At 61.4% G+C, this 16,630-nt stretch carries 13 protein-coding genes; 10 read left to right on the plus strand and 3 right to left on the minus strand.

Annotated elements, in window-relative coordinates:
* The first annotated feature begins 45 nt into the window (after nt 1–45).
* The 4 genes from J2J98_RS23385 (at nt 46) to J2J98_RS23400 (ending at nt 5,133) form a co-directional block, all read left to right on the plus strand.
* Nucleotides 46–972 (plus strand): carbohydrate ABC transporter permease, encoded by a 927-nt coding sequence (locus J2J98_RS23385; protein WP_207603279.1) that lies wholly within the window; start codon nt 46–48, stop codon nt 970–972.
* On the plus strand, nt 962–1,846 hold the full coding sequence (locus J2J98_RS23390; RefSeq protein ID WP_207603280.1) for a carbohydrate ABC transporter permease: 885 nt from the start codon (nt 962–964) through the stop codon (nt 1,844–1,846). The genes J2J98_RS23385 and J2J98_RS23390 overlap by 11 nt, the downstream gene beginning before the upstream one ends.
* Before the next feature lie 196 nt (nt 1,847–2,042).
* Entirely contained in the window at nt 2,043–2,972 is a 930-nt protein-coding gene (locus J2J98_RS23395; RefSeq protein ID WP_207603281.1) for a substrate-binding domain-containing protein, read from the plus strand.
* Between the two features lie 16 nt (nt 2,973–2,988).
* The gene (locus J2J98_RS23400) at nt 2,989–5,133 is read left to right on the plus strand and encodes a methyl-accepting chemotaxis protein (RefSeq protein ID WP_207603529.1); all 2,145 of its coding nucleotides are present in this window, start codon (nt 2,989–2,991) and stop codon (nt 5,131–5,133) included.
* A gap of 396 nt (nt 5,134–5,529) precedes the next feature.
* On the opposite strand, the gene J2J98_RS23405 is transcribed toward J2J98_RS23400, so the two are convergent.
* Nucleotides 5,530–5,898: an antibiotic biosynthesis monooxygenase family protein gene (locus tag J2J98_RS23405; protein ID WP_064709630.1), complete on the minus strand. Its 369-nt coding sequence runs from the start codon at nt 5,896–5,898 to the stop codon at nt 5,530–5,532.
* Between the two features lie 97 nt (nt 5,899–5,995).
* Between J2J98_RS23405 and J2J98_RS23410 the strand changes: the two genes are divergently transcribed.
* Nucleotides 5,996–6,493, plus strand: a complete 498-nt coding sequence (locus J2J98_RS23410; protein WP_064709629.1) for a MarR family winged helix-turn-helix transcriptional regulator — start codon at nt 5,996–5,998, stop codon at nt 6,491–6,493.
* Nucleotides 6,494–6,508: 15 nt separating this feature from the next.
* Here J2J98_RS23410 and J2J98_RS23415 read toward each other — a convergent pair whose 3' ends face one another.
* Nucleotides 6,509–7,771: a DUF3422 domain-containing protein gene (locus J2J98_RS23415; protein WP_207603282.1), complete on the minus strand. Its 1,263-nt coding sequence runs from the start codon at nt 7,769–7,771 to the stop codon at nt 6,509–6,511.
* Nucleotides 7,772–8,068: 297 nt separating this feature from the next.
* The gene (locus tag J2J98_RS23420; RefSeq protein WP_207603283.1) at nt 8,069–9,352 is read right to left on the minus strand and encodes an ABC transporter substrate-binding protein; all 1,284 of its coding nucleotides are present in this window, start codon (nt 9,350–9,352) and stop codon (nt 8,069–8,071) included.
* A gap of 191 nt (nt 9,353–9,543) precedes the next feature.
* On the opposite strand from J2J98_RS23420, the gene J2J98_RS23425 reads away from it, so the two are divergent.
* Genes J2J98_RS23425 through J2J98_RS23445 form a run of 5 tightly spaced genes read left to right on the plus strand, consistent with a single transcriptional unit; the run spans nt 9,544 to nt 16,629 of the window.
* Entirely contained in the window at nt 9,544–12,066 is a 2,523-nt protein-coding gene (locus J2J98_RS23425) for a hypothetical protein (protein ID WP_207603284.1), read from the plus strand.
* A gap of 16 nt (nt 12,067–12,082) precedes the next feature.
* A complete protein-coding gene (gene bglB, locus J2J98_RS23430; RefSeq protein ID WP_207603285.1) occupies nt 12,083–13,177 on the plus strand; it encodes a beta-galactosidase BglB in 1,095 nt (364 codons plus the stop codon).
* Nucleotides 13,174–14,538 carry a polygalacturonase PglB gene (gene pglB, locus J2J98_RS23435; RefSeq protein ID WP_207603286.1) on the plus strand — a complete coding sequence of 455 codons (1,365 nt, stop codon included), beginning with the start codon at nt 13,174–13,176 and terminating at the stop codon, nt 14,536–14,538. Before bglB ends, pglB begins: the two co-directional genes overlap by 4 nt.
* Nucleotides 14,526–15,632 (plus strand): ABC transporter ATP-binding protein, encoded by a 1,107-nt coding sequence (locus tag J2J98_RS23440; RefSeq protein WP_207603287.1) that lies wholly within the window; start codon nt 14,526–14,528, stop codon nt 15,630–15,632. The genes pglB and J2J98_RS23440 overlap by 13 nt, the downstream gene beginning before the upstream one ends.
* A 1-nt stretch (nt 15,633) precedes the next feature.
* Complete coding sequence (locus J2J98_RS23445; RefSeq protein WP_207603288.1) at nt 15,634–16,629, plus strand: carbohydrate ABC transporter permease; 996 nt, start codon at nt 15,634–15,636, stop codon at nt 16,627–16,629.
* Nucleotide 16,630 lies beyond the last annotated feature (1 nt).

The following is a 16,630-nucleotide window of genomic DNA, read 5'->3' on the forward strand; positions in this document are numbered from 1 at the left end:
CGCTCGCTCTCGACGCGGCAGAAGTTGCCGCGCATGGAGGAAGAGATGTCGGAAAGCGCCGTTGCCGAAATCACCATGCAGCCCGATCAGCCGCGGCGCTTCCTGATGCCGGAGACGCAAACGGCGATGCTGTTCCTGCTGCCGAGCTTCCTCGGCTTTATGGTCTTCATGGCTCTGCCGATCCTGGCCTCGCTGGCGCTCTCCTTCACCAATTGGCAGCTGCTCTCGACGCCGTCCTTCGTCGGTTTCCAAAATTATATCAAACTCTTCACCGTCGACCCTGCCTTCTACACCATACTGGGCAACACGCTGTTCTTCGCCGTCGAGTACCTTGCGCTCAACATCGTCGTCTCGCTGACGCTCGCGGTCTGGATTTCGAGCCTCAAGCGCGGCAAGGCGATTTTCCGGGTGATCTTCTTCCTGCCGACCTTTACTCCGACGATTGCAGCCTCCGTGGTGTGGCTGCTGATCTTCACTCCCGACGGTCTCGCCGACAGCATCATCCACTCCCTCGGTCTCGGCCTGCCGAATTTCCTGCTGAGCTCGACCTGGGCCATGCAGGCGGTCGTGCTCGTCACACTCTGGGCGAATGTCGGCTATAATGTCGTAATGTTTAACGCCGCGCTCGACCTCGTGCCGAAGCATTATCTCGAAGCGGCGATGATCGACGGCGCTGGTCCCTGGCGGCGCTTCTGGCGCATCCGCCTGCCGCTCATCTCGCCGACCATTTTCTTCGCCACCGTCATGACCGCCATCACCTCGCTGCAGGTCTTCGACGAGATCTTCGCGATGACGCGGGGCGGCCCGGGCTCGGCGACGGCCACTCTGGGTTTCGCAATCTATCAGAAGGGCTTCACCAATTTTCAGATGGGCTATGCCTCCGCACTCGCCTGGGTGATGTTCGTCATGATCATGGCGCTTACCATCCTACAGTTCCACATGCAGCGCAAATGGGTCCATTATGACGACTGAACCGACTTCGCAGCATCCCTATTCCCTGGCGCAGAACCGCCATCGCCTGTTGCGACGCATCGGTGCCTTCTTCAATTACGCCGCACTTTCGCTGATCGCGCTGCTTTTCCTCTTTCCCTTCTTCTGGATGGTGTCGAATGCGGTGCGTTCCAACACGGAGGTGCTGGCCGTGCCGGTCCGCATCCTCCCCGAGGAATATCATTGGGAAACCTTCGTCGAAGCTCTGGTTGCCCTGCCGTTCGGAACATTCCTGTTGAATTCCTTCATCGTCGCCTGCGGCGTGACCGCGATCGTGATCGCGGTATCCTGCCTTTCCGCCTATGCCTTCGCCCGGCTGAAGTTTCCCGGCCGCGAGGGGCTGCTGCTTACCTTTCTCAGCACGCTGATGATCCCGCAGGTGATGCTGGTCATCCCGCTCTTTCTTCTGGTTAGCAAGCTCGGCTGGATCAACACCTATCACGGCATGATTCTCCCCGTCGCCTTCTCTTCCTTCGGGACCTTTCTGTTGCGGCAGTTCATCCTAGGCATCCCAAAGGATCTCGACGAGGCGGCGATGATGGACGGGGCCTCGCGCCTGCGCATCCTGATCAGAATCATCATTCCGCTTGCCATGCCCGCGATCGGCCTCCTTTCGCTCTTTACCTTCATCGCCCAGTGGAAGAGCTTCCTGTGGCCGCTGATCGCTACCAGCGGTCTTGATAAGGCCACGCTGCCGCTCGGGCTCACCTTGTTCCAGACCCAGCAGGGCACCGCCTGGAATTACATCATGGCAGGCGCCACCATCTCCATGGTCCCGGGCGTCATCCTGGCCATCGTGCTGCAGAGGGTGATCTATAAAGGCATCACTGTCAGCTCCGGCTTCGGCGGACGATAGCGGCGATTAAACAAAAGCTTGAGCTGTTCGTCCCGAGTTTCCGCGGCGCGGCTCAAGTCCAGTCGACCGGTGCTGAAGAAGGGGCGGCATTATGAAAAGATCATATCCACTGCCGATACTTCTAGCTCCCGCGCGAAAAGTAAAATTTAACCAAAGTTTGAAATAAAGCGGTTCTATCCGAAGCGCAGGGGAATTCATGAAAACGGCCACGCTTGCATCCATCGCCTTGGCGATGTCGGTCTCTGTTGCCAATGCCCAGACGATCGGCGTTTCGATGTCCGATCTAGACAAATTCAGGACGGCGCTTCTGAACGGTGTCGTCACCCATGGGCAGACGGTCTCCGGCCTCAAGTTGGTTATCGAGAACGCAAAGGGCGACAGCGAGCTTCAGAAAAAGCAGGTTCAGAAGCTCATCGTCGACAAGGTCGACGCCATCATCCTGGCCGTTTCCGATGGCGATCTCGGGCCGCAGATGACCAAGATGGCGGCGGATGCCGGCATTCCGCTTGTCTATATCAACAATGTTCCCTCGAACCTCCTGGATCTGCCGGAAAATCAGGTCGTGGTCGCCTCCAATGAAAAGGAATCCGGAACACTGGAGACGAAGCAGGTTTGTACGCTGCTCAAGGGCAAGGGCCGGATCGTCGTGCTGATGGGCGAGCCTTTCCACGCGGCCGCCCGTGCCCGCACGCAGGATATCTCGGATGTCATCGCCACGCCCGACTGCAAGGGCCTGGAAATCGTCGAGCGGCAGGCGGCCTATTGGTCACGCGATTATGCCGATCAGCAGATGCAGGAGTGGCTTGCGGCCGGCGTCAAGTTCGATGCTATTATCGCCAACAATGACGAGATGGCGCTCGGCGCGATCCGCGCGATGAAGAAAGCCGGCATGCCGATGAAGGATGTCGTCGTCGCCGGCGTCGACGCGACCGACGATGCGCTTGCCGCGATGGTGGCTGGCGATCTCGACGTTACCGTTCTCCAGAGCGCTGTCGGACAGGGCGCCGCCGCCGTCGAGGCCGCCGTGAAGCTCGTCAAGAAGGAGAAGGTGCCGCGGGAAAACAACGTTCCCTTCGAACTCGTGACACCTGAGAACATCTCCAAATACCTGCCGAAGAGCCAGTGAGCATAAGAGGCTTATGATGTTGCATTTCTGGAATAAATTCGGCATTCGCGCGCAGATCACCTTCGGTTTCGTGCCGTTGATCCTGCTGATGAGCCTGCTTACCGTCAGCGCGATCTCAGGTATGAACGGCCTTGCCGCCATTTTCGCCTCCTACCGCGTCACGGCCGGCCAGAGCCTTGCCATATCGGACTACAGCGATCAGTTGCACGAGATCCAGATGTCGGCGGAAGCTTTCCGCTCCACCCCCACGCAGGCTGTCGTCGACAATTTCCGCGCCGGCGTGAAGGCCTTCGAGGCGGACGATCCGCGTTTCGCCGATAACAAGGATCTTTACTCCGGCCTTGCGATAATCCGCCAGGATATCGCCGCCTACGGCAAGGCCTTCGAGCAGATAGTCTCCCTGCAGGCCCGGCGGGACACGTTGATCTCAAAAGTCACCGAGTTCGGACCCTGGACCAGCATCGCGCTCAACGATGTCATGCGCAGCGCCTGGCGCCAGAACGATGTGGCCCTGCTGCACATGACCGGAGCGACGCTGGAAGCTCTAAACCGCAGCCTCTATTTCTCCGAACGCTTCGTGCATTCCGACGATTTTGCCGCCTATGATATTGCGCAGGCAGCTCTGGCTGAGGCCGTCGCGCTCAACGATGGCGCTGCCAAAGCTGCCAAGAACGAGCTGCAGAAGAAGCGCCTGATGGGTGCTGGCCAGCTCATGCAGAACTATACCGCCCGCCTAGGCGACATGAAGGAGGTGCTGCAGGCATCCGGCAATATCCGCCAGACGCAGCTCAACGTGTTGGCACCGAAGATCGCTGATGCGTTCAAGAACTTGCAGGCGACCGTGACGGGAGCGCAGAAGAAGCTGGATGGTTCCGTCGAGTCCATGGTTTCCTCCGCGACCGGCACGACGCTCGCCATTAGCGGCTTGCTGATCGTCATCGGCCTCGTGCTCTCCTATTTCGTCGGCCGGCTGATTTCCTCGGCGGTGCGTGGGATGGCGCAATCCATGGAGCAACTTGCCCGCGGCGATGACGCTATCGTCATAACAGGCGTTGAGCATCGCCATGAACTGGGCGCCATGGCGCGGTCGCTGAAGGTGTTCCAGGAAACAGGTCGCGCCAAGCTGATAGCCGAAGCCGGTGCCGAGCGCGCCCGCCTGGCGGCAGAAGAAGAGCGGCTGCGCCAGGAAGCCGAGCGGCTTTCGGACGCGCAGGTGATGGAACACGCCTTCCGCCAGATTTCGCTCGGCCTCGACGCGCTCTCGAAGGGCGATCTCTCCGTCCGCGTCGGCGAAGTCGACCAACGCTATGTCAGGATCCGCGACCACTTCAACAACTCGGTCGCAAGTCTCGAAGAGGCGATCGACTCGGTTATCCGCGCGGTCACGACCATCCGGTCCGGCCTTGCGGAAATCTCCACCGCCTCCAATGATCTCGCCCGCCGCACCGAGCAGCAGGCCGCGTCGCTGGAGGAAACCGTCGCGTCTCTCGGCGACGTGACGCGGGGCGTCAACGGAACAGCGGAGGGCGCAAGCCGCGCCCAGGCTGCCGTGGCGACGGCCCGCACCAATGCTGAAAAGGGCGGTGAGATTGTCTCCCGCGCCATCGCCGCAATGACGGAAATCCAGAACTCGTCGTCGAAGATCGGTAACATCATCAGCGTCATCGACGAGATCGCCTTCCAGACCAATCTCCTGGCGCTGAATGCCGGCGTCGAGGCGGCGCGCGCAGGCGAGGCCGGCAAGGGTTTCGCCGTCGTTGCGCAGGAAGTCCGTGAGCTTGCCCAGCGCTCGGCCAATGCGGCCAGGGAGATCAAGGAACTGATCTCCACCTCTTCGGCGCAGGTCAAGACGGGCGTCGAGCTGGTCGGCGAATCCGGTCTCTCATTGGAGCAGATCGTCGAGCAGGTTTCGGCGATGAATGCGACCGTCGCCGAAATCGCCATCGCCGCCCGCGAACAGGCAACGAGTCTCCGCGAAGTCTCGGCCGCTGGCGACCAGATGGACAAGGTGACGCAGCAGAACGCCGCGATGGTCGAAGAAACCACGGCCGCCGCCCAGAGCCTGACGCACGAAACGGAAAGCCTTGCCGAACTGCTGCGCCGCTTCAAAACGGGCAGCCGACACGCCTCGGACCAGCATCGTTACGCGATGGCTTCCTGAGCCTCCGCCGGTGCAGATACTCAATCCTTTCCGCCGAGGTAAGCTTGGCGGGAAGGTCACACCGTCATCGAAACTCGAAGGCTTCGGTGTGGTATGGGCGCGTGAGACGCTTGCCTTTCGCAGATCCGCCAATGGGCCGTCGAACTTGTCACAGGGGTCGCAGACAAGCACGGTCCCGCCGGCTCGCAGTTCGGCGCGAAGTTTTCGGGTCCAGTCGCCAAGGCCCTTCACGGTGAAGTGAAGGCGGCTCTCGCCGGGCGCGCTCGAGATGGTGAAGGGTTGCACCTCGTTCCAGCCTTTGCCTTGTATTTCATCACGAGTATTTCATCACGAAAACGGCAACGAGGCCTGCGATGGCAAGGTTGCGCTCGCTTTTCGACATGACTCGATTTCCAGCTAGGCTACACAGATCCCCGCTACGGCGACCTTCTGGAAGAGATGCGGCGAAGCAATAGCCGAAGACGGATAGGCGGAGGTCTTCGCCCTGAATTCCGGATGGACAAAGGCCGCCCGGAAATGCGCGTTGGATTCCCAGATGGCGTAATTGAGATAGGTCGGTTTTTCGCCGATCGCGCGATGCAGCTGGGTGGAGATGAAGCCGGGCTGGCGTTTCATGAAGGCTGCGTCGTCCTGCCAGACCTCAAGGAACTTCGTCTCGTCTGCCAGGTCGAGCGTGAAAAGATTGATGAGCACGACCGGGGAGGCCTCGAGCTCGATTTGCCGGTCGATCGGGAAGGTGGGGTCCATCGGACGAATATGCGGCATGACTTGCTCCGTTTTATGTGGTTCCATGATGTCAATTCGACATGAAGAACACATATAATTATGACATCATAATGTCAATATAAATGCATGGTGACACATGACCGATGCCGAGCGAAGTGCAGCAGGATCCGCATTGACCAATCTCGTGCTCGACCTCTTCAGGCTAAACAACCGAATGCTGACCTCAGGAGACAGGCTGGTCGCCGGCCTGGGGCTGACCAGCGCGCGCTGGCAGGTTCTCGGCACTGTCGGCGCATCGGAGCGCCCGCAGCCGGTGGCCTGGCTAGCCCGCGACATGGGCGCCAACCGCCAGAACGTGCAGCGCATCGTCAATGATCTGGAGAAGGAAGGGATCGTTGCCTTTGCGGCGAACCCGCATCACCGCCGGGCTCAGCTCGTCGTGCTGACGGAGAAGGGGCGGGAGACCTTCGACGCCGCCATGCGCCTCCAGGCTCCCTGGGCGAGCGGTCTCGCTGACGGTCTTGAGGTGCGCGAAATCGAAACGGCGCACCGCGTCATGAAGGCGCTTCTCCACAAGTTGGAAGGAAGCGAAGAGGTCGGGGGAGCAGACCCCACATCTGCTGGGGCAGGCTGAGTCACTGACGCGTCGTCAGTGAATTTCGGAAGTCGGGCCATGTGGGACCCCGGCAATGCTCCTGCGGACGTGGCGGACGGCGGTCCAGACGGCGAAGAGCACCAGCGGGATGGCTCCGAGAACGGCGAGTTTCACCATATGCGGATCGACACCCAGTTCGGAAATGCTTTCCAGGCAGATCTTAACCAGGCCGACGGTGTAATAGGTGATGGCGATGACGGAGAAGCCTTCGACAGCCTGCTGAATATGCACCTGGATGCGCGCCCGCTCTTCCATCGAGATCAACAGTGATGCGTTTTGATCTTCGAGCTGAACCTGCACGGTGGTCCTGAGGAGATCACCGGCCAGGCTGACGCGTTCGGCGAGTTCGTCGAGGCGGCGCTCGGCGGCACGAACCGAGCGGACGGCCGGCTGAAAGCGGCGGTCGATGAAGGTGCCGATCCTCTGGCGCTGTTCGACGCGTTCTTCGCGAAGCTCGGACAGCCTGCTCGCGACGATCTCGGCATAGGCTTTCGTCGCTCCGAAGCGATGGCGGGCGAGTGCCGAGAAATTGAGAACGTCAGACGAGAGCCTGGTCACCTCGGAAAGCAGCGCCTTGTCGACCTTTACGGCGCTCTGCATATGGCTGATCAGGAGGTCGAGGCGATGGTCGAAGGTGGAAAGCTTCGAGACTGTCTCGCGTGCCATCGGCATGGCAAGCAGCGCCATCATCCGATAGGTCTCGATCTCCAGGAAACGCCTGACCATGCGGCCGGTGCGATAAGCATTGAGATTGCGGTTGAAGAACAGGAATTCCACGAAGCCGCTGCCGCTAAGACGGAAGTTCGAATGCACTTCCGCATCGCCGCCGCCCACCCGCGAGGCGACAAAGTCGAGCTTCGGTTTTTCCAGGTGATGCCCGTCCTTCTCATCGCGCACCAGCACGCGCACGGCCGCTATGATCTTGCCGCCGATCTGGCGGCAGCAGGCCTGAAAGGCTTCCGGCGGATGGCTGCCCGGTTCAGCCGACGCCGACACGACGAAGGTCAAGGTCAGGAATTCGGTGTGCGCTTCCCATTTCAGGCGGCCGGCGCCGACACGGCCGATGCCGTGGTTGCCCTCGCGGGTCGTGGTGACATCTTCCAGTCCCGGGAGCGAAACCGGCAGCGAAGGAGGGGCATTGTCGCTGACGATGGCGATGTGCCAGACATCCGTATCGCCATCGAAGTAAAGCGACGGGCGTGCATGAAGCTCGTTGTGAAGTTCCCTTCGCAGCGGATGCTCGGAGCCGAGTAGCATGGAGAGGCACCTCGATTGACTGGACCCCCGCTGGTCGGTCGGGTTTGTAAGTTGGGCCTGATACCGGCGAGCCGCCAGCCGATAACGCGTATAGCCTCTCCCAAAGCTCATGTCACGACGCCGCGGAACCGTCCTGTCCATCAGCGCGAATCTGCCGCACCGGTTTGCTCTGAATCGGAGCGAGCCCCAGACAAGCAGGCTTCCGAAGAGCTGGGCACCGGTGAAATGGATCAGCCACGACCCGTTGCGGGGCCGTGGCTGATGCGTGCGCACATTTTGCGGGAAGGCGTGACCAGATTACTTGGCGGCAAGCGCGCCGTTGATCTTGTCGACGTCCGCGGCCATGGCCTTGAAGGTGTCTTCGAGGGAAAGCTCGCCGACGATCAGCTGGCTCATCCGCTGCACAATCAGCTGATAGATGGCCCCGGATCCCTTGAGGCGTTCCAGATCGCGGGCGGCCTGAGGCGCACTGTCGCGAGCCGCGAGGAAGACGGCCATGGCTTCCTTGGCGTTCTTGCTCTCGAGCTTGTATTGCGGATCCTTGATGTCGGCGCCGGTCAGGATGACGTAATTTTCGGCGATTTCACGCTGGATCTTTTCAGTGCCGAGAAATTCGATGAAGGCGGCCACGGCTTCCGGGTGCTTGGTGCGCTTGAAACCGACGATCGCGGTGCCGCCGGGCATAGCATAGCAGCCGGCATCGCCGCAGGGCGCGCTGATCGCCGTCCAGTCGAAGCCGTCGCCGATCTTCTTCTGGAATGGATTGACCATCCAGTTGCCGGCGAGATAGGTCACGACATTGCCGTTGACGAATTCGTCACCCATGTTCTTGTACTGGGTTCCGCCGGCCGCACCCCACATTTCCTTGGGGAAAGAGCCGTCCTTCGTCCAGTTGTAGAGATCGGTGATGTAGCGCTTGGCGGCATCGTCGGGGAACGAGAACTTGCCGTCCTTGACGTAATTCGAGCCGTAGGAGAAGGCGGCACCCGAGAAGCGGTGGCCGGAGCGGTCCATCGTGAAGGGGATCTGGGCGCCGGTCGCCTTGGCGACGCGCGCGGAAGCTTCGACGATTTCCTTCAGTGTGGCGGTCGGCTTCGGAAGCGGTTCGTTCGCCTGTTCGAAGAGCGTCTTGTTGACGAAGGGCAGGTTGAAGGTCTGCGACGCGACATAGCCGTTGATCGAGTTCGGATCGTTGACGCCGGGGAAGCGAAGCGTATTCAGGCTGTCGCCGTGCAGCTTGGCGAAGCCGTCCGGATCCTTCATGTAGGGACGCATGTCGAGATAATAGGGTGCAAGCTGCCAATCGGTGATCTTGGCAATGTCGGGACCCTCGCCGACGGCAAGTTGTACCGGCAGCTGCTTGGCGACCGCATCATAGCCGGAAGAGACGAAGTTGACCTTGACGTCGGGATGCGCCGTTTCGAATTCCTTGCTCAGGGCTTCCATCCGCTCGACGTAAGCCTGATCGTCATCGGTGAACAAGAAGGTGATCGTCTGGGTTTCGGCCCTGGCCACGCTCGACCATGCGAAAGAAGCGGTGGCCAGCGCCAGTGCGAAAGCCCCTGATAGATAGGTTTTCATTTTCATCCTCCCATGAAAACATTTTCATCAATCGCGGCCTAAGCCATCGATAAGTGAATTTCATATACTTGACATTCGTCCCGTCAAGCTATTTTCTACGCGAAATAGCGATGTTTTTGAGCAATTTGCAAAAATCACGCACCAAATAACCTAATGAAAATATTTTCATAGGATTGCGGAGGAGGCGATCTGTGAAAACGGAAAGCATCAAGCGGCCGGACGACATGGCGCCGGCATATGACGTGGGTCAGGGCCAGACGATAACGGCATGGGCGGTATCAGCGCTCATCGCGAGCTATTTTCCCGGCGAGCCGGCGCCCGCCGAAGATCGTGTGAACTATCGTTTCATCAACGGTTTCGTCGATGTCGGCGACCTGCCATGCCGCAAGGCCTTCTGGTCCACCATGGTCGGCCGCGAGCTCATCCCCGACACGTCCTGGCCGACCGAAAGCCTCTATCTTCCCGGCTCGAACCGCCGCGTCGAATTCACCGGCTTCTGGCACGTGCCCACGCATGTCAGGCGATGGCTGAAGGGCACCTTCAGGACGGAAGCGCCGCGCACGCTCAATCTCGCGCTCAAGACCTGCGGCGGCGTGCGCATATGGGTCAATGGGCAGGAGGCGGTTCGCTTCGAGCCCTTCAAGCGTAACGTCGAGAGTGCAACCGAGATAGCTTTGCGGCTCGAAGCCGGCGACAACGAGATTCTCGTCCACAGCGAAGATCTTGCCGAGCGCGACACGACCTGGTTCTTCGAGCTCGAAATGCTGGACAAGGAGCCGCTCCGCGTGCTGCTGCCGGTAGCGCTCGATCAGGACGAGGTGCGGGAGCTGGAAGCTCTTTCGCGCGGCGTGCGCCCGGCGCGCGACGTCTTCGTCAGAGAGCCGCTGGAGATCATCTTCGACACGGCGCCCGAGCGCGACCTGCCGGTGGAGCTCAAGGTGGTCGGCCATGGCCACGAGCGGCCGGTCCTCGCCGATGCGAAACTGACCCTCCACGCAGGTCAGAGCCGGCTGACGGCGCAGGATGTCTGCGGCATTGCCGACGGTTATCACGGTATCCACATGACGATCGGGTCGGGGCCGGGCTCGGTCACCCGCGTCATTGACGCCGCCTTCATGAGCAGCATCTTGCCATTGCCGGCAGCGGCGTCGCTTTCCGCCCGCAAGCGCCAGGCGTTGGAATACAGCGCCCGCTTCGGCGCCAACCGCGCCGGGCGGCTCATCGCCATGATGGAAACCGGTCATGACGACCAGGAAAGCTTCGATCGCATCGTCGACATGACGCTCGCCTCCATCGATGCGCGGGAGGATTGCTCGGATTTCATCATGGTGCCGCTGCTGTGGCTGCTCGGCGCGTACGGCGACCGGATGCCCAAGGCCACGGTTGATCGCATTCGCCATTCCGTTCTCTCCTACCGATACTGGGTTGACGAGCCGGGCAACGACGCGATGTGGTTCTGGAGCGAGAACCATGTGCTCTGCTTCCATACGAGCCAGCTGCTGGCCGGACTTTTGCTGCCCGACGAGGTCTTCTCGACCTCGGGGCGGGCGGGACGGCAGCAGGCGGAACTCGCCGCAGTGCGCCTCGGCCATTGGTTTGACAGCGTCGAAGCCCATGGTCTGGCGGAGTGGAACTCGGCTGCCTATTACCCGATCGATTTCATCGGCCTGCTGGCTCTTGAGCGCTGGGCCGATACGGCAATCGCAGCACGTGCTCGCGCGCAGATCGATCTCATTTTCCGCATGATCGCCCTGCACACGCTCGCCGGCGTGCCGGCGGGATCACAGGGCCGCGCTTATGACAAGGAACTGCGCGCCGGCCCGCTGACTGAACTTGCTCCCTTCGCCCAGGTCGCTTTCGGCACCGGCTGGCTGAACAATGGTGTCGCGGCGCTGACGATGTTCTGCGCCGGCGGCTACGAGCCGCCTGCCGATCTTGCCGAACTCGCCGCCCTTCCGCGAGGAAGGAACGTCGAGGCGCGTTACTGCCAGGGGCTCGAGAGCGGAAAACTCGTGCTCTACAAGAACGAGGCGGCGCAGCTTTCGACGGTCATCGATCACAAGACCGGCCGGAAGGGGCACCAGCAGCACGTTCTGGATATCCGGCTCGCCGGCCATCCGATGGCGAGGCTCTGGATAAATCATCCCGGCGAGGACGATCCCTGGGGCAATCAAAGGCCGTCCTACTGGGCCGGCAACGGCATCCTGCCGCGTGTCGCCCAGCATCGCGACATCGCGCTTTTGATCGAAGACGCAGGCGATGCACGGCATGCCTGGACGCACGCCTATATCGGCCGCGACGGTCTTGACGATCTCATCGTCGAAGACAAATGGCTGATCGCCCGGTCGGGCAGGGGATTTGCCGCTCTCTGGGCCTCGAACGGCCTGGAACTGATCACGGACGGCCCGACCGCCGGACGCGAGGCGCGCTCGTATGGATCGCTCTGCGGCTGGGCGGCCATCGTAGCATCCGGCAATGACGATGCTTACAAGGCCTTCATCGAGCGTCTGTGCCAGACCAGCGTTTCCTTCGATCCCAGGCTCCGCAGTCTTTCCCTGACGCCGCCGGGCGGTCAGGCGATCGATCTCTCCTACGCCGACGGTCTTTCGATTGCCGGTAAGCCCCGGCCGTTCACCCATGATCAGCCGCACCCGATCCTCACTCACGACAGCGCCGCGTCCCGGGCCGGCGCTGACGGCCCGTTCTATTCCTGACACATAGGTCTCACGCATGAACACTGAATCTGTCGATAACGCCGCGCTCCTGACGACGATCGATCGTGTGGCAACGGCTTTCAGCCGGCTCAGGGGCATAAAGGAGGGGCTCGTGACGGGCGGTTCCACGTCCGGCATCCAGTTCGACGAATGGGACTGGGAGGTCGGCGTCGGTCTTTACGGGTTCCTCAGGCGCGCGATAGCCACCAATGACCAGAAGGCGCTGCAGGAGCTTGTTGCCTGGTACAGCGCGCAGATCGAACGCGGCCTGCCGCCGCGCCAGATCAACAGCACGGCGCCGATGCTGCCGCTCGCGATTCTCGTCCAGCACGTCGACCGCCCGGATTTCCGCGCCCTCGTCGAAGACTGGGCTGAGTGGTTGGTCAAGGAACTGCCGAAGACCGAGGAAGGCGGTTTCCAGCACGTCGTCAAGGAGCGCCTCAACGACGGGGAGTTGTGGGACGACACGCTGTTCATGGCCTGCCTGTTCCTGGGCCGCGCCGGCGTGCTCTGCGAGCGCAACGAGTGGATCGATGAGGCTGTCTACCAATTCGTGATCCACACGCGCTATCTCTCCGATCCGGTCAGCGGGCTCTGGTATCACGGTTGGACCTTCAACGGCCGGCACAACTTCGCCAATGCCTTCTGGGCGCGGGGCAATGCCTGGATCACGGTCGCAATCCCCGAGCTCTTCGATCTCGTGCCCTCGCTCGGTGAGAAGGATCGGCGCTTCCTGTCCAACGTCCTCGTCAGCCAGGTGCGCTCCCTGAAGGCATATCAGCGGCCGGACGGCATGTTCACGACACTTCTGGACGATCCGTCCTCGCCGCTCGAAACCTCGGCCACGGCAGGCATCGCCTATGGCATATTGCGCGCCATCGATGCCGGCATTCTCGACGAGAGCGACAGGGCACATGCGGAGCGGGCGCTTGCGGCAGTGCTGGCGCAGATCGATGAAGAAGGCGTCGTCCATGGCGTCTCGGACGGTACGCCGATGGGACACGATCTCGATTTCTACCGGCGCATCCCGAATGTGCCGACGCCTTACGGCCAGGCACTGACCATGCTGCTTTTGACCGAAGTCGTCCTCGAGCACGGTCAACGTCAATGAACGCAACCTCGCTTGTCGCCATTGCAGCTTACGACGGCGACAATACTGACCGTGTGCAAACTGCGATCGACAGCCTTTCAGCTTCCGGTGGCGGACGGCTGGAGCTCCTCGCAGGCATCCACAACTGCCGGGGGCTCCGGCTCCGTTCCGGTGTCGAGCTGCATCTTGCCGCCGGCGCCATCCTGCGTCCCGTTCCCGACTATGCTGCCTATGTCCATACGACAGTTTCGGTCATCGCCGAAAAGTCGGACCGCGGCATGATCGTGGCGAGGGATGCGCGACGGATCAGTCTGACGGGCACGGGGCGCATCGAAGCCGGTTGCGAGAGCTTCATCATCGGAGACGACGAAAGCGTCGGAACCTTCGTTCCGGCCGAATATCGCCCCCGCGTCGTCGTCTTCGAGGGCTGCGACGAAGTCGAGATCAGCTCCATCCATATCTGCCGTTCGCCGATGTGGACACTGCACTTCGTCAATTGCACCGATGTCTCCGTCCGCAACGTGACCATTGATAATGACCGCCGCCTTCCCAACACGGACGGTATCGTGCTCGATGCGTGCCGTGGCGCCATCATCGAGGATTGCAGGATATCGACCGCCGACGACGGCGTATGTCTGAAGACGAGCGCCGGCCCCGATGGCACGGCCATCGGCCAGTGCGAGAACATTCTCGTCCGCCGATGCGCCGTCGAGAGCCTGAGCTGCGCGCTGAAGATCGGCACCGAAACGCATGGCAACGTCACCAACGTCATGTTCGAGGATTGCCGTGTCTCGTCCTCCAGCCGGGCGCTCGGGATATTTTCCCGCGACGGCGGCCGGATATCGAATGTGCGGTTTTCGAAGATTTCGGTGGAGTGCCGCGAGACGCCGGACGGATTCTGGGGGTCTGGGGAGGCGCTGACGGTCAATGTCGTCGACCGTATCGCCGAACGCCCCGCGGGCGCCATCGAGAACCTCGTCGCCGAAGACGTGACCGGCCGGATGGAAGGGGCGATCACCATCATTGCCGCCGCGACGTCAGGCATCCGGAACGTGTCGCTGGCCCGTATCGCCCTCGACCAGCAGCCCGGACAGCTTGGCACCGGGCGGACCTACGACCTACGCCCGACGAATGCCGACCTCGCGCCGATGGCCGATGGCGGCGGGCGCGCCAATGCCTGGACCCGCGGTTCGGACGGGCGGGTGATCGGCCTTGAGGACTATCCGGGAGGAATGCCGGCTGTCTATGTGGCGGGTGTCAGTGGAATCGCGATGAACGAGGTGCGGATCACGAGGCCGGCACCGCTGCCGCAAGGCTGGAACGCAATCGACGTCGTCATGGAAACGACGCCACCTGATGGGAGTGGGGCATGGCAGAACTGAAACTTTCCACCGTCAACAAGTCGTATGGCTCCGTCAAAGTCCTTCATGACGTCGAACTCGACATCAAGGACGGCGAATTCGTTGTCTTCGTCGGCCCGTCTGGGTGCGGCAAGTCGACCCTTTTGCGCGTTATCGCCGGCCTCGAGGAAGTGACTTCGGGCGGAATCGCGATCGGTGGCCGCGACGTCAGCGCGCTGTCGCCGGCCGAGCGTAAAATCGCGATGGTCTTCCAGTCCTATGCGCTCTATCCGCATATGAGCGTACGCAAGAATCTCGCATTCGGCTTGGAGAATCTGAAGTTCAAGCGCGCCGAAATCGAGGCGCGCATCGCCGAGGCCGCCAGGATGCTGGCGATCGAACCCTATCTCGACCGGCGTCCGAAGCAGCTTTCGGGCGGCCAGCGCCAGCGCGTGGCGATTGGCCGGGCGATCGTGCGCGAGCCGGACATATTCCTCTTCGACGAGCCGCTGTCGAACCTCGATGCGGCGCTGCGCGTCCAGACCCGGGCCGAGATCACCAAGCTCCACCGCGACATCAAGACGACGATGATCTATGTAACGCACGACCAGGTCGAGGCGATGACCATGGCGGACAAGATTGTCGTTTTGCGCGCCGGACGCGTCGAACAGGTCGGTGCGCCGCTGGAGCTCTTCGATCATCCGCGCAACCTCTTCGTCGCCGGCTTCCTGGGCTCGCCCCGGATGAATATCATCAAGGGTAAGGTCTCGGGCATCGGTGAAAGCGGCGTCATCGTCGATGTCGGCAATGGCGGCACGATCGTGAGCAATGTCGATCCCGCCGGCATTGCGGTCGGTCAGTCGGTTGTTGCCGGTATCCGGCCCGCACATTTCACCCGATCCAGCGAGCGGGGCCTGCCATTCCAAGTGCAATATCACGAAGGGCTCGGAACCGAGACCTATGTCTATGGCAATCTCGCCGGCCAAGACGATCAGATCATCATCCATGAAGCCGGCCATTTCGCGCCGGTTTCGGGCGAACGGATCATCATCGATGCCGACCCGGCCCGCGTCCATCTGTTCGATCCCGAAAGCGGCCTGGCCTTTGGCAGACGGTCCGGGCAGGGGAGGCGCTGACATGGCAGAGCTCACGGCCGGTATATTGCTGTCTCGGACAGGCGAAACGGCGATGAGGGTGGTCGAGGCGCCGATGAATGCGATCGAGCGTCTGTTCGGCCGCAAGCGGATGCCCTGGCTGTTCCTGGCGCCCAATCTCATCCTGTTCGGTATCTTCACGTTCCTTCCCATCGCGATCGCGGTCGGCTACGCGTTCACCGGCGGCACCAATCTCTTCGTTTCCGACCGCCCGTTCGTCGGTCTCGACAACTTCCGCACCTTGCTTTCCTGCGGCAATTATCTCCAGCCTGGAACCTGCCAGGAATCGCTGTTCTGGACGGCGGTGTGGAACACCCTTTGGTTCGTGGCCTTCAACGTCGTCGCCACATTACTGGTGGCGCTGATCACGGCGCTGATCCTCAATCGGGCGATCTTTGCACGGGGCTTCTTCCGGGCGATGTTCTTCTATCCGGTTCTGCTGTCTCCCGTCGTCATCGGCCTGATCTGGAAGTGGTTCCTCGATCGCAACGGCCTGCTGAACGCCTTCTTTCAGATGCTTGGGGTTCCCCCAGAAATATTCCTGCTTGATGTTGGCTGGTCGCGTTTTTTCGTGGTGGTGGTATCGGTCTGGTTCCATATGGGCTTTTACACGCTGATCCTGCTCGCCGGCCTCCAGGCAATCCCGAAAGATCTCTATGAGGCCGCGTCCATCGATGCCGCTTCACCGCGTCGCACGCTGTTCAGGATCACGCTTCCACTTCTTGCCCCGAACCTGCTTGTCGTGTTCATCCTTCTGATGATCAAGTCCGTGCAGATCTTCGACGAAGCCTGGGTTTTGACCAATGGCGGCGGCCCTGGCACGGCCAACAGCTTCATCGTCCAATACATCTATCAGATGGCCTTCGGCAGCGATCTGCGTCTCTTCGGCCTTGCTTCCGCCGCATCGGTTCTCATGGGGCTGGTGCTTCTGGTTCTCACCCTCATACAGCTGCGCCTCGGCAAGCGAATGGAGTCCTGAG

This window comes from Rhizobium bangladeshense, from assembly GCF_017357245.1.
In the GTDB taxonomy this organism is placed as follows: Bacteria; Pseudomonadota; Alphaproteobacteria; order Rhizobiales; family Rhizobiaceae; genus Rhizobium; species Rhizobium bangladeshense.

Bases quoted from the DNA above. Each gene is read 5' to 3' on its own strand.
- J2J98_RS23385 (WP_207603279.1), top strand. From the start codon at position 46: ATGTCGGAAAGCGCCGTTGCCGAAATCACCATGCAGCCCGATCAGCCG.
- J2J98_RS23390 (WP_207603280.1), top strand. From the start codon at position 962: ATGACGACTGAACCGACTTCGCAGCATCCCTATTCCCTGGCGCAGAAC.
- J2J98_RS23395 (WP_207603281.1), top strand. From the start codon at position 2,043: ATGAAAACGGCCACGCTTGCATCCATCGCCTTGGCGATGTCGGTCTCT.
- J2J98_RS23400 (WP_207603529.1), top strand. From the start codon at position 2,989: ATGTTGCATTTCTGGAATAAATTCGGCATTCGCGCGCAGATCACCTTC.
- J2J98_RS23405 (WP_064709630.1), bottom strand. From the start codon at position 5,898: ATGCCGCATATTCGTCCGATGGACCCCACCTTCCCGATCGACCGGCAA.
- J2J98_RS23410 (WP_064709629.1), top strand. From the start codon at position 5,996: ATGACCGATGCCGAGCGAAGTGCAGCAGGATCCGCATTGACCAATCTC.
- J2J98_RS23415 (WP_207603282.1), bottom strand. From the start codon at position 7,771: ATGCTACTCGGCTCCGAGCATCCGCTGCGAAGGGAACTTCACAACGAG.
- J2J98_RS23420 (WP_207603283.1), bottom strand. From the start codon at position 9,352: ATGAAAACCTATCTATCAGGGGCTTTCGCACTGGCGCTGGCCACCGCT.
- bglB (WP_207603285.1), top strand. From the start codon at position 12,083: ATGAACACTGAATCTGTCGATAACGCCGCGCTCCTGACGACGATCGAT.
- pglB (WP_207603286.1), top strand. From the start codon at position 13,174: ATGAACGCAACCTCGCTTGTCGCCATTGCAGCTTACGACGGCGACAAT.
- J2J98_RS23440 (WP_207603287.1), top strand. From the start codon at position 14,526: ATGGCAGAACTGAAACTTTCCACCGTCAACAAGTCGTATGGCTCCGTC.
- J2J98_RS23445 (WP_207603288.1), top strand. From the start codon at position 15,634: ATGGCAGAGCTCACGGCCGGTATATTGCTGTCTCGGACAGGCGAAACG.